The sequence below is a fragment of the Alkaliphilus transvaalensis ATCC 700919 genome, from assembly GCF_000621485.1.
GTDB lineage: Bacteria > Bacillota > Clostridia > Peptostreptococcales > Natronincolaceae > Alkaliphilus > Alkaliphilus transvaalensis.
On the sequence record NZ_JHYF01000002.1, the window covers coordinates 87,758 to 111,488 of the forward strand.

The 23,731-nt window shown below is 33.4% G+C and carries 17 protein-coding genes; 9 read left to right on the forward strand and 8 right to left on the reverse strand.

Translation table 11 applies throughout. The annotated features are described in order from the left end of the window. Nucleotides 1-4: 4 nt before the first annotated feature. The 5 genes from T335_RS0102690 to T335_RS0102715 all read right to left on the reverse strand — a co-directional run bounded on the left by T335_RS0102690 (nt 5) and on the right by T335_RS0102715 (nt 8,041). A complete protein-coding gene (locus T335_RS0102690; RefSeq protein ID WP_026476166.1) occupies nt 5-817 on the reverse strand; it encodes a histidinol-phosphatase HisJ family protein in 813 nt (270 codons plus the stop codon). Nucleotides 818-995: 178 nt separating this feature from the next. Continuing rightward, nucleotides 996-2,213, reverse strand: coding sequence for an arginine deiminase (gene arcA / locus T335_RS0102695; protein ID WP_026476167.1), 1,218 nt, complete (start codon nt 2,211-2,213; stop codon nt 996-998). Nucleotides 2,214-2,217: 4 nt separating this feature from the next. Continuing rightward, the gene (locus T335_RS19675; protein ID WP_034327558.1) at nt 2,218-3,471 is read right to left on the reverse strand and encodes an FprA family A-type flavoprotein; all 1,254 of its coding nucleotides are present in this window, start codon (nt 3,469-3,471) and stop codon (nt 2,218-2,220) included. 731 nt (nt 3,472-4,202) lie between these two features. After that, complete coding sequence (locus tag T335_RS0102710) at nt 4,203-6,278, reverse strand: ABC transporter ATP-binding protein (RefSeq protein ID WP_026476168.1); 2,076 nt, start codon at nt 6,276-6,278, stop codon at nt 4,203-4,205. Between the two features lie 11 nt (nt 6,279-6,289). Continuing rightward, entirely contained in the window at nt 6,290-8,041 is a 1,752-nt protein-coding gene (locus tag T335_RS0102715; protein ID WP_026476169.1) for an ABC transporter ATP-binding protein, read from the reverse strand. Between the two features lie 172 nt (nt 8,042-8,213). Here T335_RS0102715 and T335_RS0102720 point away from each other — a divergent pair, with 172 nt between their 5' ends. The 5 genes from T335_RS0102720 (at nt 8,214) to T335_RS0102740 (ending at nt 13,299) form a co-directional block, all read left to right on the forward strand. Beyond that, nucleotides 8,214-8,639, forward strand: a complete 426-nt coding sequence (locus T335_RS0102720) for a 4Fe-4S dicluster domain-containing protein (protein ID WP_034327560.1) — start codon at nt 8,214-8,216, stop codon at nt 8,637-8,639. Then, nucleotides 8,640-10,385: an aldehyde ferredoxin oxidoreductase N-terminal domain-containing protein gene (locus tag T335_RS0102725; RefSeq protein ID WP_026476171.1), complete on the forward strand. Its 1,746-nt coding sequence runs from the start codon at nt 8,640-8,642 to the stop codon at nt 10,383-10,385. 192 nt (nt 10,386-10,577) lie between these two features. After that, on the forward strand, nt 10,578-10,769 hold the full coding sequence (locus T335_RS0102730) for a hypothetical protein (protein WP_026476172.1): 192 nt from the start codon (nt 10,578-10,580) through the stop codon (nt 10,767-10,769). A 103-nt stretch (nt 10,770-10,872) separates the two neighbouring features. Continuing rightward, a complete protein-coding gene (pdxR, locus tag T335_RS0102735) occupies nt 10,873-12,372 on the forward strand; it encodes a MocR-like pyridoxine biosynthesis transcription factor PdxR (RefSeq protein ID WP_034327565.1) in 1,500 nt (499 codons plus the stop codon). A gap of 27 nt (nt 12,373-12,399) precedes the next feature. After that, the gene (locus T335_RS0102740; RefSeq protein WP_026476174.1) at nt 12,400-13,299 is read left to right on the forward strand and encodes a diacylglycerol/lipid kinase family protein; all 900 of its coding nucleotides are present in this window, start codon (nt 12,400-12,402) and stop codon (nt 13,297-13,299) included. A 305-nt stretch (nt 13,300-13,604) separates the two neighbouring features. Here T335_RS0102740 and T335_RS19680 read toward each other — a convergent pair whose 3' ends face one another. Then, nucleotides 13,605-13,988, reverse strand: coding sequence for a bactofilin family protein (locus tag T335_RS19680; protein ID WP_051569098.1), 384 nt, complete (start codon nt 13,986-13,988; stop codon nt 13,605-13,607). A 15-nt stretch (nt 13,989-14,003) separates the two neighbouring features. Beyond that, nucleotides 14,004-14,939, reverse strand: a complete 936-nt coding sequence (locus T335_RS19685) for a M23 family metallopeptidase (RefSeq protein WP_051569099.1) — start codon at nt 14,937-14,939, stop codon at nt 14,004-14,006. Nucleotides 14,940-15,157: 218 nt separating this feature from the next. On the opposite strand from T335_RS19685, the gene T335_RS0102755 reads away from it, so the two are divergent. From T335_RS0102755 to hutH, 4 genes are all read left to right on the forward strand, one after another. Beyond that, nucleotides 15,158-15,595, forward strand: a complete 438-nt coding sequence (locus tag T335_RS0102755; protein WP_026476175.1) for a MarR family winged helix-turn-helix transcriptional regulator — start codon at nt 15,158-15,160, stop codon at nt 15,593-15,595. 35 nt (nt 15,596-15,630) lie between these two features. Next, the gene (locus T335_RS0102760; RefSeq protein WP_026476176.1) at nt 15,631-21,033 is read left to right on the forward strand and encodes a diguanylate cyclase; all 5,403 of its coding nucleotides are present in this window, start codon (nt 15,631-15,633) and stop codon (nt 21,031-21,033) included. A gap of 87 nt (nt 21,034-21,120) precedes the next feature. Continuing rightward, a complete protein-coding gene (locus T335_RS0102765; protein ID WP_026476177.1) occupies nt 21,121-21,375 on the forward strand; it encodes a YkuS family protein in 255 nt (84 codons plus the stop codon). A gap of 309 nt (nt 21,376-21,684) precedes the next feature. Further along, nucleotides 21,685-23,205 carry a histidine ammonia-lyase gene (gene hutH, locus T335_RS0102770; RefSeq protein WP_026476178.1) on the forward strand — a complete coding sequence of 507 codons (1,521 nt, stop codon included), beginning with the start codon at nt 21,685-21,687 and terminating at the stop codon, nt 23,203-23,205. Nucleotides 23,206-23,325: 120 nt separating this feature from the next. On the opposite strand, the gene T335_RS0102775 is transcribed toward hutH, so the two are convergent. Then, a complete protein-coding gene (locus tag T335_RS0102775) occupies nt 23,326-23,610 on the reverse strand; it encodes a hypothetical protein (protein WP_026476179.1) in 285 nt (94 codons plus the stop codon). Nucleotides 23,611-23,731 lie beyond the last annotated feature (121 nt).

The window sequence follows — 23,731 nt, forward strand, 5'->3', positions numbered from 1 at the left end:
AATCTTAATCAATCAACTTGCTAATTGAATGGAATTTAGGTACTCTTTGATTAAAGGTAGTAATATATTTAAAGCCAATTTCACTGAGGGCTTTTAAAGCATTAGGAAAGTCAAAGGCTACTTGGGGTATTTGGTGGGCATCAGAACCTACAGTAATAATCTCTCCACCTAAACTGTGGTATAGCTTTAATGTGTCTAAAGATGGATGATAATCTCCTAGCATATAACGTATTCCAGAAGTATTTAATTCAATCCCCTTACCTTTATGGATAATTTTCTTTAATAGTGGCGTTAAAAACTCACGATAATCATCTAGAGGGAGGGATATATCAAAGCTCCCATAACGCTTGATAACATCCAAATGTCCCAAAACCGAATAGTCGTCAAAACCATCTACCACTTGCTCAAGTTCTTGAAAATATACTGAATAGGCGTCTAACTGTTTTTTGTTAGTGAAAAAATTCCCTTTATAAAGGTCAGTTTTCTCAACAGCATGAATCGAACAAATTATAAAGTCAAAATTATAGTTAGAAGCATCTAATGAATATTTTTCAATTAGATGGGGCTGAAGACCAAATTCAACCCCATGTTTTATTGAAATTTGATCTTTATATTTATTTTTGTAAAAATCAATCGTCTTAAAATATTCTTCATAATTAAATTTATAATCATTATTTAATCCATCGTAATCATAATCGGTATGATCAGTAAAACAAATTTCTAAGATATTTCTTTTTATTGCTGTCTCAATAGCCTCTTCCATAGACATACTGGCATCCCCAGAAAATTGACAACTGTGTACATGATAATCGAACATTGTAAGACCTCCTACTCTTGCTTAAAAACGATTATTAATTTTATTCTATCTTACAATTTATTCTTATAAAAGTCAAAAAAATGAGAATCACAATAATGACACACACAATAATGATAAGCGCAAGATAACAATTCCACTATTGTTTATAAAAGTGAGGCATAAGCTTTAAAACAAAATATCAAAGTTTATCTCGGAGTAGGGGCATACTCATACAACGGGGACCACCTCGACCTCTAGAAAGCTCGAAGGAATCAAACTCTAATACCTCTATATTATTTCTTCTTAAGGCCTCATTCGTTACGTGATTTCTGTTATAGCAAACAACCTTTCCGGGAGAGACTGCTAAAGTATTACTACCATCATTCCATTGCTCTCTACTTGCAGCAATTGGATCACCATCACCACACCGAATTAAGTTTACAGCAGGAAGTTTTAAGTACTTTTTCAATATATCCGATAATTTTGCAGCCTCATAGGTGATCTCTAAGCCATTATTTTTGCCTCGATGGATACTAAAGACGTCTAGAGGCATTTCTATACCAGGATAAATCGTGAATTGATCGTGATCCACCATGGTAAATACAGTATCTAAGTGCATATAAGCCCTTGTTTTGGGGATATCAAAAGCTAATAGCGTTTCAAAACTTTCATCAGAATTAAGAATATTTTTTGCAACAGTTTCGATGGAAATTGCATCGGTACGTTCGCTAACACCAATTGCAATGACTTTATCAGAAAGTACCAATTCGTCTCCTCCCTCTAATGAGTGGGTTTTATCTCTATTATACCATCGTGGAACATTCTTGAATCTGGGGTGATGATCAAATAAATACTTAGCAAATAAAGTTTCTCGGTTTCTGGTAACTGAATGCATGACATTCAAGGTTACGCCTCTTCCAATTGATGAAAAGGGGTCCCTCTGAAAGTACATATTAGGAATCGGATCTAAATAAAAAGGATAGGGGTTTTTAATCATATCTCCAAGGCTTTTTTTAGTGATTTCTTTTACTTCTGTTTTTTTAACGCCATTGATACATTTTTTAACCATTTCCAGAGGGGCCATTGGAGCAAAAAACTCCCTTAAGGCAGCTCTTAAGCCTTCTGTGGCGACCCTACCTTCCGACATAAAATCTTCTAAAAATTGATTTCTAACTTCTGGAATTTCTAAAATTTCTGCCATTAATTCTGTCAAATATAAAACTTCTACTCCTTCACTTTTTAAAATACTAGCAAATTGATTGTGTTCCTTCTGGGCTTGCTTCATAAAGGCAATTTCATCAAATAGTAGTCTAGTTAAATAATCAGGAACAATATTTTCTATTTCTTCACCAGGGCAATGTAATAAAACACTTCTTAATTGCCCGATCTCATTATATACGCTTATATTATTAGTCATATCATCAACTCAACTCCTTTTGCTTAGTTTCATTATTTTTATCAAGTATATAGTTTCCAAATTGTCTTCCAAAGTTATAAGCCTCTTGTAATTCTTCTTGAGAAGCTTTAAAAGCTATTCTTAAACCAGGTTCTAAAACCTTCATACGTAGTTGCTTTAATCGACCTTCAATATTTTTGATGGCCTCCCCACTCCATCCATAACTACCAAAGGCTGCAGCAACTTTTCCACCATGAACTAAAGGATTTACTTGACTAAGGATATCCCATACAGGTTTTAATGCGTCTGCACAAATAGTAGGGGAACCGAAAAGAAGACCATCGGACCAGTAGATTTTACTCATAATATCCTTATGCTCTGTATGGAGAATATCATAGGAATACACTTCAAAGTTATCTAAAGACTTTAATCCCTTTGCAATCTCTTCAGCTATTTCGTGGGTAAAACCATAGGCCGAGACGTAGGAAATGGTGACACGGGTAATTCCATCATTTATCTTAACATCACTGCTCCAACGTTGATACAAATCGATATAATAATCTATGTCATTTCTGAGGATAGGGCCATGTCCAGGGCAAATGATATCAATTTCCAAAGGTCTAATTTTATCTAAAGCCTTTAAAACATGATTTTTAAAGGGACCCATAATCATATCATAATAGTATTTGTAGGCGGACTGTAAATCTGCATCTTTTAAAGGGTCTTTTTCTATTTCGTCGTTAAAGATCTCATCACTGGCATAATGACAACCAAAAGAGTCACAGGTAATTAGCATTTTATCCTCCACCACGTAGGAATACATAGAATCTGGCCAATGGAGAAAAGGTGCTTCGAAAAATTTAATCGTTTTATTACCTAAAGAGATGGAGTCGCCGTCCTTTACTTCCATTTCGTTAAAGGGGAAGTTGATAATTTGTCTTAAAAATTTCAAAGCGGGTTTGGTAGCTACGACAATAGCCTTAGGATTAACCTTTAAAAGTTCTGCTAAGGCGCCAGAATGATCCGGTTCAGTATGATTAATAATGAAATAGTCAATTTCTTCAGGAGGGACCAATCTACTAATCATAGCGAGATATTCGTCGAAGTATTTGGTTTTTACAGTTTCAAAAATTGCAGTTTTTTCTGAACCCTTTACTAAATAGGAATTGTAACTAGTTCCATATTCGGTTCTCATAATCACATCAAAAATTCGCAGGTCTTTATCTATCATACCAATCCAGTGAATATCATTAACAACTTTAACAGGCACTTTAGACATTGTAATGCTCCTTTCAAGGTTTATTCCTTAAGTACTCTTTTAATATTATGTCTTAATTAAGGGGTGATTAATCTTTAACTTTTCCTATGGAAAAATATTTTATCAAAAATAAAGAATATTATATTGAAGTAATGAATAAAATAATTTTAAGAATTGCAATTGACAGATAAATGAATAACTGATATAATAAAATTACAAAATGATAACGATGAAAGGGGAGCATGTTTATGCTAAAAGAAAATATGAATTGTGATAAGAGTGAAGAGATCCGTGAGTGTGGAGTATATACATGTATTCACTGCGTTGTCAATACATGTACCTTAGACGAATGTGATATGTTCGAAAGAAAGTTTTTACAAGAGGGCTAATCAAATTATCCAAAATATAAGAAAAATCTTCCCAGTTAATGTGGAAGATTTTTTTATTGCATGAAAATAATAATATGTTGCATTTTGCAATATAAATTTACTTAAGTATTTCATAGATCATAACATAAATTATTTTTATTAGAGGAAATTATATTTTGGCATAAATAGATTATTTTTCGATAAAAATCTACAGAAAGCTGATTTATTAGATATTTCAGATGGATTAAAAGATAAACTAAAGGATCTAAAACGTTATTGGGAAGGGGAGATTTCTATAAAATATAGAAACAGCCTTGATACATTTAATACAATAAAAAAAGATGAAGGCAGTAAACCTTCACCTTGCATCATATTTTTACAAAATTATACTGAAAAGCTTTCTTTATATTGTAATTGATAGAGCTTGTAGTAGATGCCTTCTAATTGTAGTAACTCTTGATGACTTCCTATTTCCCGAAGGACACCTTTGTGTAGCACAATAATTTTATCACAGTTTTGAATGGTTGATAATCGGTGGGCAATAGCTATTGAGGTCCTACCTTTAATTAATTTAGCAATGGCATCTTGTATTAAGTTTTCTGTTTCAGTATCGATATTAGAAGTAGCCTCATCTAATATTAAAATTTTAGGATCGAAGGCTAATGCTCTAGAAAAAGCCAATAATTGTCTTTGACCTGTAGAGAGATTTGCTCCTCTTTCCATAACAAGTTCATCATATTGATTAGGGAGCTTTTCGATAAATGAATGGGCATTAACATATTGTGAAATCTCCTTAACCCTTTCATCTGTTATTTTTTTATTGTTTAATAAAATGTTATCTTTAATTGTACCCGAAAACATAAACACATCCTGTAATACAATACCAATCTTGCTCCGTAGTTCTTTCAGTGGTATGTCTTTAATATTTACTCCATCAATCAAGATTTCACCCTTCTGTATATCATAAAAACGACCAATTAAATTTATAATGGAAGATTTACCAGCTCCCGTTGCTCCAACAAAAGCTACAGATTCACCAGGATTTATTTTAAAACTAATATTTTTGAGTACCCAGTCTTCATCTTTATAGGCAAACCATACGTTTTTAAATTCTATTTCTCCATTAAATTCTTTAGGGATGATAGGAGTAGTAGAATCTACTATATCCGACTTCTTATCCAATAGCGCAAAAATTCTTTCGGAAGAAGCCATGGCCGATTGAAGGATATTATATTTCTCAGTTAGATCGTTAATGGGTTGAAAAAATAGTTTAATATAATTTACAAAGGCAAATAAGACGCCAAATTCAATCGTTTGTCTAAGGACTTGCCCCCCACCGTACCATATTATAATACTAATCCCTAAAGAGCGTAATATCTCCATAGATGGTCTGAAAATGGCGAAGACAAATATTTCTCTTTGATTAGCCTTTAAAAGATCTTGGTTGTTCTGATCAAACTTTTGGAACTGCTGTATTTCTCTTTTGAAGGTATGGATGGTTTTCATCCCTGTAAAATTCTCATTTAAAAAAGAGTTGATCCTTGCCAGCTGTACCCGTACTTCTCGATAAGCTTCTCTAATTTTAACCCTAAAAATTGCTGCTGATATTAAAACAAGTGGAAGTACCAACAAAGAAGCTAGAGCAAGGGCAACATTTAGTCTTAGCATGATTACGATAATCCCCAAAAGGAGAAAAACATCCTTAAAGAGATTAACTAAGACACTGGTATACATTTCATAGAGGGTTTCTGTATCATTTGTAACTCTTGTTACCAAGCGACCGACAGGATTACTGTCAAAGAAGCTAAGGGACATATTTTGTAGGTGACTAAACAATTGATCTCTAATGCGATAGATGATTAAATTACCTGTGTAGTTTAATAAGTATACCTGGACAAAATTCATTAGAAAGCCAAAGGTAATTAGGATAAAGTATAAAATACTAAGGTTACGTAGTGAAAGAACATCATTTTGTCTAAATTGTCTTATCTCTGCCTTAGAGAGAGACCTTGCAGGGAAAGACTGATCCTTTACTTGTAATATCGATTCTTGGCCATGTTTGATTATTTGATAATCTTGGTTTTGTAAAGAATTAGCTCCAGTTCCTTCAATTAAATAGTCTTTTCCATCATATTGGATTAATTGAACGATCTTATCAAAGGACAGGTCATCGTCCATGTTTTTGGCTTTAACGTAATATCGGTCTTGAAAGAAAAAGCCCTTTTCAGATTCAGGTGGAGTATGATAAACATAAATTGGTTTTTCGAAAACATTAATGTAATCATCAATGGCAATTTTAATTACATATGGTTGAGCCAAGTCAATGGCTGATATAATCATCAATAAAATGATACAGAGAGAAAGCCACTTCCAATAGGGTTTGGCATATTGAAGTAGTCTAGACATAAGCTTAGAATCATAGGCTTTTCCTAAGGTTTCTTCTTGATGTATATTACTCATTTTAATCCCCCCTAATGTTCACTGGCTATTTTTTCTTCTAATAGCTGCTTTTGATACAATTCATAATATTGCTTACGATTCTCTAATAAGGCTTCATGGGTTCCCTGTTCAAGTATTTTTCCCTCTTCTAAAACGATAATCTCATCACAATCTTTAATGGTTGAAATTCTATGGGCAATGATGATGTTTGTTTTGCCCCTCATTTCAGTTTTTAAAGATTTAAGAATTCGTTCCTCGGTATCGGTATCAACTGCCGATAGAGAATCATCAAGAATTAGAACTTGAGGCTTTTTTACAAGGGATCGAGCAATAGAAACCCTTTGTTTTTGACCACCAGATAGGGTGACTCCTCGTTCCCCAACATAGGTATCATATTTTTTAGGAAAATCGATTATATTGTCGTGGACTTCTGCTAGCTTTGCGGCTTCCTCTACTTCTAATTGAGTGTACTTATCAATACCAAAGGCAATATTTTCAGAAATAGTAGTAGAAAATAAAAAACTATCCTGGTCTACATAGCCAATATGTTGTCTTAGAGAAGCAAGTTGTAATTTCTCAATAGGATGGCCGTCAATTAAAATATTTCCTTCGTCTACATCATAAAGTCTAAGGATAAGATTCGCAATAGATGATTTTCCACTTCCTGTTTTACCGATTACCCCAAGACTTCTTCCTTCTGGAATTTTGATAGAAAAATTTTCTAGGGCATTAACATGACTGTTAGGATACTTAAAGGTAACCTGTTTAAATTCAATATTTCCACGGAAATGATCTAGTGAAATAGCCTTTGAATCTTCAATGATTTCAGGTGTTTCACTAAAAATTTTATTTAATCTTTCCATTGAAGCTGTACCCCTTTGCATTACATTAATTACCCAACCTATGGCCATAACAGGCCAAACAAGTAAAGATAGATAGCTGTTAAAGGCAATGAAGTCACCTAAAGAGATGTCACCGTAGATTACCAGCATACCTCCATAGCCAACAACAATGATAAAACTTAAAGCTGATACGAACTGGATAAAGGGGTGGAAAAGACCATATAGTTTAACTAATCCCATATTTTTTTGGAATAAGTTATGATTTTTTTCATTAAATTTTTTAACTTCGTCTTCTTCCTGCACAAAAGACTTAACAACCCTAATTCCAGAGAAATTTTCTTGAACAGTGTCAGTTAAAGTTGATATAGCTTCTTGAACCGCCTTGAATCGTCGATGGATGACTTTACCGAAACGGCCAATACTAACGGCAAGAATCGGTAATGGAATTAAGGCCAACAATGTTAGTCGATAATCTGTAGTTCGTGCCATCATGGTAATGGCTACTACTGTTATAAATACAGCATCTGTCATCATAACTACCCCCATCCCCAAAGCCATTCTAACGGCATTGATATCGTTGGTAGCGTGGGCCATTAAGTCTCCAGTTTTATTGTGGGTATAGTAATTAGTAGATAGACTCAATAAATGAGAAAAAAGCTTATTCCTCAATTCATATTCTAATCTTCTTGAAGTACCAATAATAAATATTCGCCACAAAAAACGGAAAAAACCTATACCTATACCAATTAATAGAATATATCCACCATAGCGTAACAGATCACTACGGGTTAATGTATTTTCCTGTAGCTGATCAGTAAAGCGTCTTAAGATTTCTGGAATAATTAACTGGAAAACGTCTACTAAAAGTAGCCAGATAATTCCCCAGAAATAATACCATTTGTTCTTGACGAAAAAATATTTAAGTGTTGAAAAGTGACCCATAATAACCCCCCAGTTTATTTTGTTACTCTAAAAATTCTATATTGAAACCGAAAATTCCTCCACTAAATTAAGAATATTCCAATTTCCCTCTTGCTAGGTATATTATCTCCAACAAAGGAAAATAATACAGCATTATGTTGAAGTATGGATATAAGTTGGAGGTGAAGTCTCTATGGAGACCCAGCGAGATCAAGAACTACCAATACTAAAGGTAAAAAATGTAGGTCAATGTATAGGTTGTTATTCCTGTATGATTGCATGTGCAACAGCTGTTCATAAAGATTATTCTTTAATAAAAAGTGCCATTACTATAAAAACCAGTGGGGGATACCAAGGAAGGTTGGTGGTGGATATTTGCCGAGGTTGTCTAGAGGCTTCCTGCGTTAAAGCTTGTCCTTTTGAGGCAATTATCCCAAGAAAAGGGGGAGGTATTAAGTATGCCATTGATAAATGTACTGGGTGTAGAAAGTGTGTAGGAGCCTGTTTAGTGGGTGCTATTAAATATGATAATACTAGTGGCAAGGTAATTACCTGTATTCAATGTGGTAAATGTGTAACAAGATGCCCCCATAATGTATTGGCAATGGAGGTTAGATAAATGAGTAATAGGACTATTAAAATAATGGTAATAGATTTAGATAATGAAGAAGCAGAGGTGTTAGACCGACCAGATTTATCTACTTATATAGGTGGTGTAGCTTTAGGGCTTCAACTTTTAAAGGAACATGGTTTCCCTGAAGAAGAGGCCTTAAATCCTCAACAGCCAATTATTTATACAAAAGGTCCCCTAAATACAGTTTTTCCAGTAGTAACCAAAACCTGCAGTCTCTTTAAGTCACCCCTAACAGGAGAATTAGGAGAAAGCTATGTAGGAATGAGATTTTCAATGGCAATGGGAATGGCAGGGTTAGATGGCTTAGTGATCAAAGGAAAAGCCAATCGACCAATCATATTAAAAATTAACAACCATTCCTTAGAAATAAAAGAGGGCCACTCCCTATGGGGACTTAATACCGATGAGACCACACGACTTTTACATGACCAACCAGGTAGAAGAGGGTTGCGTTCTATTTTAGTTATTGGAGAAGCAGGAGAGAAGAACATTAATTTTGCTTGTGTAACTGTAGATACTTATCGACATTTTGGCAGACTAGGGTTAGGAGCAGTGATGGGAAGTAAAGGCATTAAAGGGATCATAGTTGAAGGAGATCAATCTCAGATAATAGATAACCCCAAGAAATATAATAAAGTCTATGAGGAGATCTATCATAGGGTGAACGAGACTGATTTAATGGAAAAATATCACGGGGTAGGAACGTCCATTAATATCAATGCCCTTAATGATATAAAGGCTTTGCCTACCCATAATTTTAAAGATAATTGTTTTGAATTTGCCAATGAAATTAGTGGAGAAACCTTTGCTAAAGATCATTTAATTAAGAAGGTTGCCTGTAGTGGCTGTACCATTGGTTGTATTCATATTGCTTTATTGAGGCAGAAATACGGGGATTCCCATGAATATCAGTCATCTACCATTGCTTATGATCATGAACTGATCTATTCATTAGGATCGATGCTAGGGGTGGGAAATCCAGAAGAACTAATGGTCCTTATAGAAACTGTAGAATTGATGGGGCTAGATGCCATGACTACTGGTGTCTTGCTGGCATGGATTACAGAGGCATACGAAAAAGGGTATATTACAGAAAAGGAAACAATTGAAAAACCTCAATTTGGTAATGCTAAAGCTTATCATGAAATGATTAAGTTAATAGTAAAACAACCCAATCTCTTTTATAAACAGGCCGCTAAGGGGACTCACTATCTTGCCGAAAAGTATGGTGGCAAGGATTTTGCAATGGTTTTAGGTAAAAATGAAGTAGCAGGTTATCATACTGGGTATGGTAATTTAATAGGACAGGCAGTAGGTGGAAGACACTCCCATCTAGATAACGCAGGTTACTCCTTTGATCAAGAAAAGGGAAATATAGGTAATGAAGAGTTAGTAAAGAAGCTTATTCAAGAAGAAATTGATCGTAATCTATTAAACAGCCTAGTTATATGTCTCTTCGCCAGAAAAATATATGACTATCCTACTGTAATTGCAGGCCTTGAGGCTATTGGACAAAAAGTTTCTCTAGAGGATTTAAAGAAGCTAGCCACAAAAACCTTTATAGAAAAAATTGCCCTAAAAGAAAAAATGGGTTTTTCTTATGATGAAATTCATTTTCCAAAAAGATTTTTTGAGACTATGGGTGGTAGAAATAAACTTAATGCTGAAGAAGCCCATTTAATTCTTGATTTATATAAAGAAGAAATAAAAAAAATCCGACATCAAAATTAAAATTAAAAAGCAAACAAAAACGGTCGTCTTTTATTTGAGGAAATTATAATACCATAACTCTGAATTTATATTAGTTATGTAAGTATTAAAACTTAGTCCCCAGTGAGCAATGAGTAATTTCCTAATTTTAAAAATGTATACATATTTCAATTCTCCATTAGACAAAATATAAATTAAAAGGAGGTGCTTCAAATGAATTTAGGACCAAAGGATATGATTACAAAGAAGCTATTAGATGCACAGGAGATGGTAAGGGATTACGAAATGTTTTCTAAGCATACTGAGGATAATGAGTTAGCCCGAATGTTTAAAAACTTTGCAGAAGAAAGTGGTCTTCAGGCTCAAGAACTACAAAGAATGGCGGATCGTTATAGAAGAGACTAAAAACAAAGAGATAAAAGGCACATTTAATTGTGTCTTTTATTTTTTGTATTTTTAGTATAAAATTTGATATAATTAATTGTATGGTAACAATATAAGTGAGGTGATGGGCGTGGAGATATACAATAATATAAGACTATCAAAGGAGGACTCAGAGCATTTATATATTCAATTATATAAATCCATTAAAGAGTTAATTTTGGGGGGGAAACTGATGGAAGGAGATCGACTTCCACCAGTAAGAAAAATGGCTAAAATGATGGAAGTAAATAATGTAACCATTGTCAAAGCCTACGAGATTTTAGAAAAAGAAGCACTAGTTTACAAAAGAATTGGTAGCGGTACTTATATTGCCCATCAAATCAAGGGAGATGATCCAGAGGGTATAGAAGAAGAAACCCATCAAGCAATTAATAAGCATAGATTACTAGACCAAGGTCAAATTAAAATTGAAGAAAATACAATTAACTTTGCCAGTGCAACTCCATCCGCCGAACTATTTCCAGTCGATGACTTTAAACAAGTATTAAATGATGTTTTAGACAGAGATAAAGGAAATGCCTTTGGCTACCAAGAGGGACAAGGCTACTATCCCCTTAGAGAAATTTTGGGGAGCTATGTGAAAGAGTATGGTATAAATGTTGATGCAGAAAATATCCAGGTTATTTCTGGAGCACAACAAGGAATAGATCTTGTATCAAAGGCATTACTTAATTATGGCGACTATGTGATTATTGAGGGTCCTTCTTATACTGGTGCAATTGCAGCCTTTCAATCCCGTGGGGCAAGAATTATTGACATCCCCCTTGAATACGATGGACTAAATTTGGAGATATTGGAAAAGAAAATACAGTCAAATAGGCCAAAACTGCTCTATATCATGCCGAATTTCCAAAATCCAACTGGCGTTTCATATACAAGAGAAAAGAAGGAAAAACTATTAGAAATCTGTAAAAATTATGGCGTATATATAATGGAGGACGATTATTTAAGTGAGCTAAATTACTATCATGATGATACAAGTACCTTAAAAAGCATAGACAAAGAAAATATTGTGATTTATGTTAAAAGCTTTTCTAAGATATTTATGCCAGGTCTTCGTTTAGGATTTTTAGTAATTCCTAATAATCTTCATGGAAGACTTCTTATGGCAAAGCATACGACTGATATCTCCACTTCAGGGTTATTACAAAGAGCCTTAGAACTCTATTTAAAGAAGGGAATCTGGCAACAGCACCTACGATATATGGAGGGAAAATATAAGGAGAGATTTGAAAAAATGATTAGCTGTATTGAAGCATATATGCCTTCTGAGGTGGAATATATTTTGCCGAGGGGTGGAGTGAATTTTTGGTTTAAACTGCCTTCTAACTGTTCATCTCAGCAATTATATGAGTTAGCAGTAAATGAAAATATCGTCTTTGCGCCGGGTAACTTGTTTCATTTAAATAATTTCCATGATGAATATTTTAGATTGAGTATAGCAGCAGTTAGTCCCCCAGAAATTGAGGTGGGAATGAGACAGCTTTGTAAAATAATGGAGGAATACATTAATAAATATAAATCCTCAGTGGTAAGAGCTAGTACAATTAAACCTATTTTATAAGGAGTTATATATAAGGGGGAACCATTTATGAGAAGAGTAAAAATAATATATAATCCTGATTCAGGTAGACAAATTCTTCAGAAAAACATTCCTGACCTAAAGGAAATCCTTTGGGAAGATTACAGAATAAAGGCAGATCTTGAGGGAACTAAGGCACCACAGCATGCTAAGGAGATAGCATATAATAGCTGTCAAGAAGGTTACGATTTAATTATTGCGGCAGGTGGAGATGGTACTGTTAATGAAGTTGTTAATGGGATGATGAACAGTAAGCTAAATCATAAAACTAAACTTGCAATTTATCCAGCAGGTACAGTTAATGATCTGGGGAATCATTTGAAAATTCCAAGGAACATCCATCAATTTGCCCATATGATTCACTTAAATAGAGTTCATGGGCTGGATATAGGAACCTGTGGAGACCGATACTTTATGAATGTTGCGGCAGCAGGTCTATTAACAGATGTGGCCCACAAGGTCTCATCAGAGTCTAAAACAGCTTTGGGAAAATTTGCATATTATTTAGAGGGAATAAAAGAGTTTCCAAAACAGATTTTTAAGCCGATTAAGATTCAATTGAAAATTGGAAAGATTACAGAGGAGAAGGAAATTCTATTTTTTGTATTGGCAAATAGTCCCCATGTGGGAGGGTTTAAGCATATTGCATCGGAGGCAAAAATTAATGATGGATTATTTGACCTTCTCATTATCGAGAATTGCCAGTTTATAGATGTAGCCAGCATCTTCTTCTTGATGCTTCAAGGCAACCACGTAAACCATCCAAACTTTAAATATCTTCAAGTTAGTGATTTTAGTATTATTGGACCAGAAGAAATTATTGTTGATGTTGATGGCGAATATTGCGGACCACTACCTATGAACTTTAAAGTAATTAAAGAAGCCATTAACATTATTGTACCTGAATAACGAAATAAAACATCCTGCTAAGCTCTAGGCTGAAGCGACCTCCAATTGTTAGATTTTTAGGTCTAACTTTTGGGGGGCACATCATCTGTGCTATTAGTAGGATGTTTTTTAGTTGAGAAACTTACATAATATCTTATCTATTTATTCTTCAATTTACAAAAATGATTGCTAAGCCCCTCTCCGTGAAAGTAATAGACAATATCTTAATAATACATTATATTATCCATTGAACACCCAAGTAGCGAAGTTTTTATTTTTGCTGTAACATTAATTTAAAAATAATTAAGCCACTTCCTAAAATACTACTAAACTGGATCTTTAGTTGTTTCTGTTTTAACGTGATCATGCTTCATTTTACAGTTACCGTCGAAAGAAGAGTTTTCATCAAGTATGAAGCTAGAAACATTAACATCCCCCCATAAGCTGCCAGAGGAGGTAATACGAAGTTGTTGGTGGGCCTCTATATTTCCCTTTATTTCACCTGAAACCATAACGTTATTGGCGTAAATATTACCTTCTATTTTAGCCGTTTCGCCAATATATATATTTCCATCCACCCTTATTTCTCCCTTAAATTCTCCATCTACACGTATTGTACCAGATGCCTTTAAGTCTCCTTGAAACTGACAATCTGCGCCGATGATGGTAGTCGCTTTACTGTAATGGATATCTTCCTTCTTATTAAACATTAAGATCCTCCTTTATTAATTTTCTAGAACTGTATTAGGATTAATAACTTTACCGTTTAGGCGAATTTCGAAATGGACATGGGGGCCAGTACTTCGACCAGTGCTTCCCATCTTTGCAATGACATCTCCTTTAGCAACATGGTCTCCCACCTTTACCAAATTGGTATTGTTATGGGCATAAACGCTGGTATAACCATATCCGTGGGAAATAATAATCATTCTTCCATAGGCACCATTGTATCCAGAGAAGGTCACGACACCACTGCCAGCTGCAACAATATCTGTATTAGTCTTATTTGCAATATCGATACCAGAATGAAATTCTCTATTACGACTAGTAGGGGATAGTCGATAACCGAAATTTGAAGAAACTCTGCCGATTGCTGGCCGAAGATTAGGTAATGAATCAATGTATTGAAGTTGTTTTTCGACATCTACAACAAGTTTTTCAAAATTCATTGTTTGTTGTTCAATAAGATTATCTAATAGAATTATGTCCTCTTCAAGGTCATAATTGTGATCTACGACAGGTATACGATTATCCGAACGAGAGACTAGAACTGTTAATGGATTAGCAGCTTGTTGTTCTTCTAATGGGTCTTCCAAACCTACCATGCTTAAAACTTTAGTTTGTAGATCATTTAAGGCGATCAATTTTTCTTCTATTTCTTCAGATCTACCTTTAAGATAATCAATTTCTATTGTTTGTGCGTGGTTTTGTGAGCTTAATATTGTTAAGTTGTTAGTTGTAATCAGTAATTGTTCTTGAGTTTGGGATAAATTTTTAGAAACTCCGATAGAATAAAGACTAATACATAAGAATACACCTATGAAAGAAAATATTGACCAATAGGGAATACTAAAATGTATGACTTTATTTGTTGTACTTGGAATGATGGTAAATGAGAGAATTTTTTTTTGAGAATGGTTGGTGTGTTGAAGCTTTTTCATCAATGAACCTCCTTACAAATAAACCTTTTAAGCTAACTTACACTTCTACAGAAAAAATCAAATCCCTTCTCGAAAATAGAAAAAATAAAAATAGTCATAAATAACTATAGATTTTTAAAAAATTTGAGATATAAAAGAGGATTTTATAGGTAGAAGTTAGAATACTAATTGAATTAAGGAAAATCAAATTGACTGATTATCTGGATAGGAGGTTATCTATGAAAGATATAAGATATGAGGATACCATTACGGAGCTGGAGAGAGAGTTAAGACATTTATGTACTGTAATAAAACAAAAGGGAAGAGAAATTTTAACTAATTTCGAAATAACTCCACCCCAATTTCAAGCATTGCAATATTTAATAAACGAAGAAAATCTAACCATAGGAGAACTAAGCAATAAAATGTATCTTGCCTGCAGTACGATAACAGATTTAGTAGATCGTATGGAAAAAAACGAGTTAGTAAAGCGGGTTCGTGATGAGAAGGACAGAAGAGTAGTTCGGATCTATGTGTTAGAAAAAGGCCATGAAATAATAAACGAGGTTTTAGACGCCAGAAGGCATTATTTAGATGACCTTTTACAAGACCTGCATAGTGATGAAAAAAAGGCAATATTAAAGAGCGTAGAAATGATTTATTCAAGAACGGTATAAGCAAAAGGTGAAAATCAATATGGGGAAGTGGATTCATGGAGATTATTAACAATCGATATAAAATAGGCGAATGTCTAGAAATTGATAACTTTTACAGCAAATATACCGCCTCTGATTTATTGCAAAAAAATAAAAAGGTTTTATTATACATTATAAAAGACAATCAGTACTCTAAGACCTTTATTGAGTATTGCAGACATCACTTTCATGAAATTTCTGCAATAAACCATAAAAATATCGTATCTCTATATAGTTGTGGAACTGTTGAAACCATCGATGATAAACACAATCATGAGATGCTTTATTTCTATACAACGGAATATTTTCAGCCGACAGTATTAAAGCCTGTAAAAGGGAGTCTAAGTAAAGCAGATTTGCTACAGATTTATAAGCAAATGGCTAACTTTCTAGATTTTCTACATTTCCATGGAATGAATTATAAGTATATAGACTTAGAAAACATATCTATTACCAGAGATAATGGGGAATTAGTGGTTAAATTAATGGATTTAATTTCTTTAAAAAAGAAAGAGTTTGATAAACAGCATGAACAAAAGTTGGCAGTAAATAGTAGAGCCCCAGAGCTATATTATGGAATAGAAACTGGCCCTTATACAGACATTTATTCTCTAGGGGTATTGCTTTACTATTTTTATACTACAGAAGAATTTTATTATCATAAATTATTAGATGAAATAAGTTTATGTAGTGAAAAAGTACAATTAAAGTGGGAACTAGATTTTTTTAATATCATTAAGAATGCTACCCAACTAGATTATATCGACCGATATCAATCGATTCATCAAATGAATAGGGATATTGAAGGGTTGTATCAGTTAAAGGAACCTATAGAAGATAAAACTGTGTTAGAAACGCTAAACTTTAAAATTCCCATTATAGGACGAGACATGGAACTTAAAAAAATCATGTCATTAGTGGAAAACTGGAATAAAAGTCTAATCCTCATTCAAGGAGATAAAGGAATAGGTAAATCGCGGTTTATTAATGAGGTTAGACATCAAATGCAATTTAATAAAGTCCATGTATTTAGTACAAGTATTTTAAACGATCGTAATGATTTCCACCAAACCATTACCCTTTTATTACGTCAGGTATTAAGGCATGCCCCTCAAAATATCATAGATAAATATGCTGAAGAGCTAGTCAAGATTATACCCGAAATCGGATTTAACAAAAAAATTACGCCCTCAAGAGAATTAACGGAAGATCGAGAAATTTTACGTCTATACGATCGCATTACCAACTTTATCATAGAAACTGTAGGTGCTCAACAGACCCTTCTGACCTTCGATGATATTCATTTTGCAGACCGAACTGTTATTGAGTTTATCGATTATTTCCTAAAGATCAATAGATTAAAAAAAGCACCAATAATGATTTTACTTGGGTATACTGATGAACTTTATCATTGGCAGGAAACCCATAATTATCTTGTTGATTGGAATAACTCTGTAGAGGTATTAAAAATTAAATTATCAAGACTAACTGTAGAAGAAACTGCTAAGATGATTAAATATATTCTAGGATGGTTTATAGAACCTTTAAATTTTGCAACTAATATTATGAGGGAAACAGATGGAAACCCTGCATTAATAGAAGAGGCAATTCGTGAACTCTATGCTCAAAAACATATTTATGTTGACTATACTTCCGAAAAAAATGGATATACATGGCATAGCAATATTGAAGATTATTCACGAATAAAATTACCTGAAAATTTTGATGAGTCCATTTATATTATGTTAAATACCTTTGATGACTTTACAAAAAAGCTACTGGAAATTGTATCTTTATTTAATACCAGCGTGTCTCTACAAATATTGTCTAAGTTATTAGGAGAAGATCAGCAATACTCACCATGTCTAAATAGATTAACCCAGTTGAAAATTCTTAACGAAAAATTGGAGGACTGGGGTTATACCTATGGGTTCTACAGAAGTCAACTAAAAACTTACATCTATGAATCAATTCAATTGGAAAAAAGGATACAGTTACACCAAAAGGTAAGTATCATATTAGAAGATTTGTATCAAAAGGAAGGTAGGGAAAATAAAGAAGAATTAATCTACCACTTATTTCAGTCTAATCAGAGAAATAAGGCCATTGATTATTGTATAGAGGCCGGCGATCACATGTTTAATCTTCGCATCTATACTCAGGCAGTGGTCTTTTATAAGCGAGCCTATTCTCTACTAAAGATGAATCCTGATGAGAAATATCTAAAACTTCTAATTAGAATGGGTGAAGTTTATCAGAATCAAGGTAAAAATAATGAGGCATTAGAGAGCTATAAAGAGGTTACGTCATTAACAAATGGTAAGATTCAGGAGCTTACCATTGATGCACAATGTAATATTGCTCAAATTTATTTAAATAGAAATGAATTAAAATTAGCCGAAAGAGATTTAAAAGAAATCCTACATAATGCTGAGAAAATACAGTATGGTGAAGGGTTATTGAAGGCAGCTTATTTGCTAGCTAGGGTATACATGCATAGTAAAGAGGTAGATAATTTAGAGGAAGTCTGTGAAAAATATTTAGAGATAGCTAAAAAGCTCAATCGCTTTGAATATATAGGCATGTTTATTAACCAAAAGGGAATTTTAGAATTCTTAAAGGGTAATGTCCTACAGGCAAAGGAATATTGTGAAATTAGTGTTGGATTTTTAGAAAAGGGTAAACGAATAGAAGAAACTAGTAGACCAATCAATAATATTGGGGTAATCCTTCAAGATCATTTTCAAAAAATTGAGGAAGCAAGGAAATATTTTGAAAAATCAATGAAAATTGCACAGCAATACCATAGAATGGAAGATTTATTTAGAGCCTATAATAATATAGCTGATTGTTATATGCTTGAAAACCGATATGATGATGCCATTGAGGTATTGCATAAAAATATTAATTTAGCTACTGAGTATGAAGATGTTCATATTAAAATGATTGGTTATATGAATTTATCCGAATGTTATCTAATGATCGGAGACTATAAGCAATCCTATAACTATCTTCTTAAGGCTGAGAGTGATATATATAACAATCTTAATCGAGAAACTTATTATAAAGCAATGGTTAACTTTTTAATGACAATGGGTTCCTTCCATGAAGCTTTAGAGCAAATAAAAAATCTAAAGGAATATAGTGGGAACAACTTTATCAGTCTATTAAGGATCAGGTTAACAGAATTTATGGTTAAGACCTCCTTGGGAGAAGCTGTAGAAGAAGCTGAATTACTTGAAATACTAGAAGAATATCGAGAGAAAACCTATAGTAGAGATCATAGGATTGCGTTAATGACAGCTGTAGGGTATTTCTACGATAAAGGAAAAATAGATGTGGTAAAAGAACTACTTAAGCAAGATGAGACCTTAATGGGAGACTTTACTAATCATTATTTAATGATTAAAAGGAATTTGTATGAAGGGTTAGTTCTTGAAGATAATAAAAAGAAAATACTTGCCCTTGAAGCCTTAATTGGTAAACTCCATCCATCAAATGATAAGGAAGAGGAATGGAAGATTCATAGTAGTCTTGGGTATGCATATTTTAAAGAAGGAGATTACTATAAAGCTACCAGTTATTATCTTAATGCATTAGAGGTTATTCAACATCTGCTAAATCGTACACCAGATAAGTATAAAAAGCATTACTTAATGGTGGAGAATAAATATAATTTAAAACAACAGTTGTTAAGAATGGAAAGTTTAATACAGCGGGGAACCATCGAAGCCTCAGAGCTTCCTAAAATCAATAAATCATTAAAGTTGCAGGATATTAATCTACAAGATTTTTTTGATATTAGTAGATTTCAAGAACTATTTCAAAACCCTGCCTTCTATGAACTAGCCCTACAACAGTATAAATCTCTAGTATCTATAGAAGTTGATGATTTAGAAGGGCTGTTGGATCACCTATCCAATGATGTTCAATTTAATCTAGAACTTTTAACTAAATTGGCAGGGAAATTTGTACTGGCAACCTCTGGAGCTATATTAGGCGTAAAAGAAGATGGTTATGAAGTAATTGCCCATATAGGAGCCAAAATTAATGTCGAGAAAATAAATCATTTATTAGAAAAGGCAACAAATAATAAAAATGGCTTACTTATAATGAATCAGTTTAACCAGACAAGTGATAGCAAAAGAGAGTATGCAAATAAGGATATTAGGGCATCCATATGCTTACCAATTATACAACAGGGAAAAGTTGAACATTTACAAACAGAAAAACGAAACTGGCACTTAAAGGATAAATCAAAGATTAGTGGATACCTTTATTTAGAAACAGATAAAGTGTTTAATAATTTCTCCTATGAAACCTTCAAAGAATGTAAGAAGCTCATTTCTCTTGCGTATATTATGTTAAACAACTATTATCTAAAGATTGAATCTTCAATAGATAAAATGACGGGAGCTTATGTTAGAAAGTATTTTGAAAAGCTTCTATTAGAAAATATTGAATCTGCAAAAGAGATTAATCAAAATCTTTCTATCGTTATGTGCGATATTGATCATTTTAAAATCATAAATGATACCTATGGCCATCAACGGGGGGACCTGATATTAGAAGAAGCTGGGAAAGTACTACAGCGCAGTATTCGGACAAGTGATTTTGTAGGGAGATATGGTGGAGAAGAGTTCATTATATTATTACCAGGTGCAGATAAAAATGCTGCCTATAAAATTGCTGAAAAGATCCGTATTTCCTTTGAAGAAGCAAAGTTACTAGGTGATGAATTTAACTTAACCATTAGTTGTGGTGTTGCAAGTTTCCCAGAAGATGGATCTAATAAGGAAATTATAATCGAAAAGGCAGATCAAGCCCTATATAATGCTAAGGAACAAGGTAGAAATATGACTGTAACTTGGCGTAATGGAATGAGCTTTGTTGATAAACGAACCGATAAATTGGCTGGAATTGTATCGGGAAATATTGTACAGGATCAAAGGAATGTGTTGGTACTTGCAGAAGCAATAGAAATATTAACTGAAAAGAGACCAAGAGAAGAAAAGAACTTCATTTTATTGGGAAGATTAATTGAAATTTTAGAGGCAGAGGAAGGGATTCTTTTCTTAGTTGAAAATGGGAAAATTAGCTCTAAGTTTTATCGCAAAAGATTTGTAGATAATTGGGTAAGCAGTCTAAACTATAACGAAAAACTAATTGATAAAGTTATTCAGACTAGACAGGGAGAATACTTAATTGACTGGGAAGATATTAGTCAAATAGATATCTTTACAGGAACACCTAATTGGAAATCTGTCATCGTTGTTCCTATTATTTATAATGGTGATTTAAAGGGTGTAATTTATCTTTCGGCATCTGTTAAAGAAAGAGAATTTGATTTTAATGCCTACAACTTAGCTAAAATTACCAGTAGTATTATGGGTCCTTTTATGGAAGAAACAGTAAAATAGTAATTGTCAGCATAATATTGACTACCAAGCAAATAATAATAAATGAAGTTACCATGATTGATTATGGATGCTTAGGGAGGTGTCAATATGAAAAAACGTGTAGCGATAGAACATTCATTGACAGATGTTAAAGATTATCTTCAAAGTAAGGGATTTAAGGTAGAAAATTTAGACCATAGTAGAAACCTTGATGCATTTGATGCAGTTGTTGTAACCGGTCAAGATTCAAATACAATGGGAATAGAAAATGCCCAAACAAAAACACCTATTATAACAGCTAGAGGTCTTTCAGCTGAAGCAGTTTACGATCAAATTGAGAGTCGTTTAAACAGATTATCGTAGTTATAAAAAATAAAGATATCTAAAGGCAGAACCCAGTTAGAATAGTTTCTAAGTGGGTTTTGTTTTTGTATAGAAGAAAACACTAAACTTAAAGATTAAATGTTTATTTTGCAATGATATACTTAATTAAAAAAATATAATTTCCCTCTATTAGTTTACCAGACTAAAACATTAAATTACTAAAATAATTTTAACTGTTAAAAAATAATTGTAAATATAGAAGGAATTCAAAATTTACTGTAGAAAGATTATATAAAGAATTGTTTAATTATTATTAATAATATGATGATATAAAGGAGTGGACCTAAGATGCAGATTAGAATTGATGGGAATAGTTTAACTCTAGAAGAATTAGTTAAGGTGGCAAGGGAGAACTATCAGGTAGAAATTACAGAAGAAGCTAAGGGGAAAATAGAAAAAAGTCGTAGATTAGTAGATCAGTTTGTAGATAATGAAGACGTGGTGTATGGAATAACCACAGGTTTTGGTAAGTTCAGTGATGTTGCAATTTCCAAAGATGAAGCAGAAACCCTTCAAAGAAATTTAATTATTAGTCATGCCTGCGGGGTAGGAAATCCATTGGATGAAGAAATTGTTAGAGGGATTATGCTTTTAAGGGCAAATGCACTGGCTAAAGGACATTCGGGGATCCGATTATCTACAGTTGAAACCTTATTAGAAATGTTAAATAAAGGTGTACATCCTATTATTCCAGAAAAAGGTTCTTTAGGAGCAAGTGGAGACTTAGCCCCCCTTTCCCATATGGTTTTAGTTATGTTAGGGGAAGGAGAAGCAATTTACAAAGGTAAGCGATTATCTGGTAAAGAAGCTATGGAACAGGCAGGTATTAAGGCAATATCCCTTACTTCAAAGGAAGGTTTAGCACTAATTAATGGGACACAGGTAATGACCGCCATAGGTGCTTTAACTGTATACGATTGTAAAAAACTAACAAAGCTTGCCGACATTGCTGCTGCCCTGACAGTAGAAGCTCAGAGGGGAATAGTAGATGCCTTCGATGCTAAGGTTCATCAAGTAAGACCCCATCAAGGACAAATAGATACAGCAGTAAACTTATTAGCTTTACTGGAGGGAAGTTCATTAACAACAAGACAAGGGGAATTACGTGTACAAGATGCCTATACCCTTCGATGCATACCTCAAATTCATGGAGGAAGTAAAGATGCCATTACTTATGTAGAATCGAAGTTAGAAATAGAAATGAATGCAGCTACAGATAATCCTTTGATCTTCCCTAATGAGGGAGAGGTAATTTCGGGAGGTAATTTCCATGGACAGCCTATGGCCCTTGCTTTCGATTTCTTAGGAATTGCTATTGCTGAGTTAGCTAATGTATCGGAACGTAGAATAGAAAGGTTAGTTAACCCTCAATTAAGTGGATTACCAGCCTTCTTAACAGCTAAAGGTGGGTTAAACTCAGGTTTTATGATCGCTCAATATTCAGCTGCTTCTTTAGTGTCAGAAAACAAGGTCTTGGCCCACCCCGCTAGTGTAGATTCTATTCCATCATCAGCAAACCAAGAGGATCACGTATCTATGGGAACTATTGCAGCAAGAAAGGCAAGGGAGATTTACTTTAATGCTGCAAATGTATTGGCAATAGAATTATTATCAGCAGCTCAAGGGATCGATTTTCATTCAGGTGCTACATTAGGTAAGGGAACTGGGGAAGCTTATCGAAGCATAAGAGAAAAGGTTACAACCTTAGAAGAAGATAGGGTAATGTATGTAGACATCAATGCTTGTAATGAATTAATTTTAAAACATACTATTGTAGATAGAGTTGAAGGTTTGGTAGAATTAAAATAAGCGATAGGTATTTTGAGATGAAGTAAAATGAAGTATTAAGTTGAGGTAAATATAAACATAGAATTAAGGACTATTGTTCTCTAGAGGAAGAACGATAGTCCTTTTTATTATTTGTAATTCTTATTCTTGATCCAATACTTCTAAAACTTTTCTTAATTTAGCCTTTTGCTCTTCATTTAAGAAGGGCTGAATCTTATCTATAATTTCCTGTTGATTTGGTACAGTTTTTTTAAGGCGAGCTAATTCTTGCATAATTTCTGCTTCTGATCTTCCTGCATATTGATTAAATAACTGTAATGCTTTCTGATAGTCCTCTTCAGATACATAGTTTTTAACTTCTTCTAATTTAGAAAGATCTCCCTTTTTAGCTGCCTCAATAAGTTCGCTAATTTTTCTTTGATCCACCTATATCCCTCCTAAATAATGTCATATTTATAGAAAATAGCTATCCATATAAACTATGCAGCAGGGACATTTATTGCCACAAAAAAATGATAATACTTTAGAATTTTTTTATATATTTTGT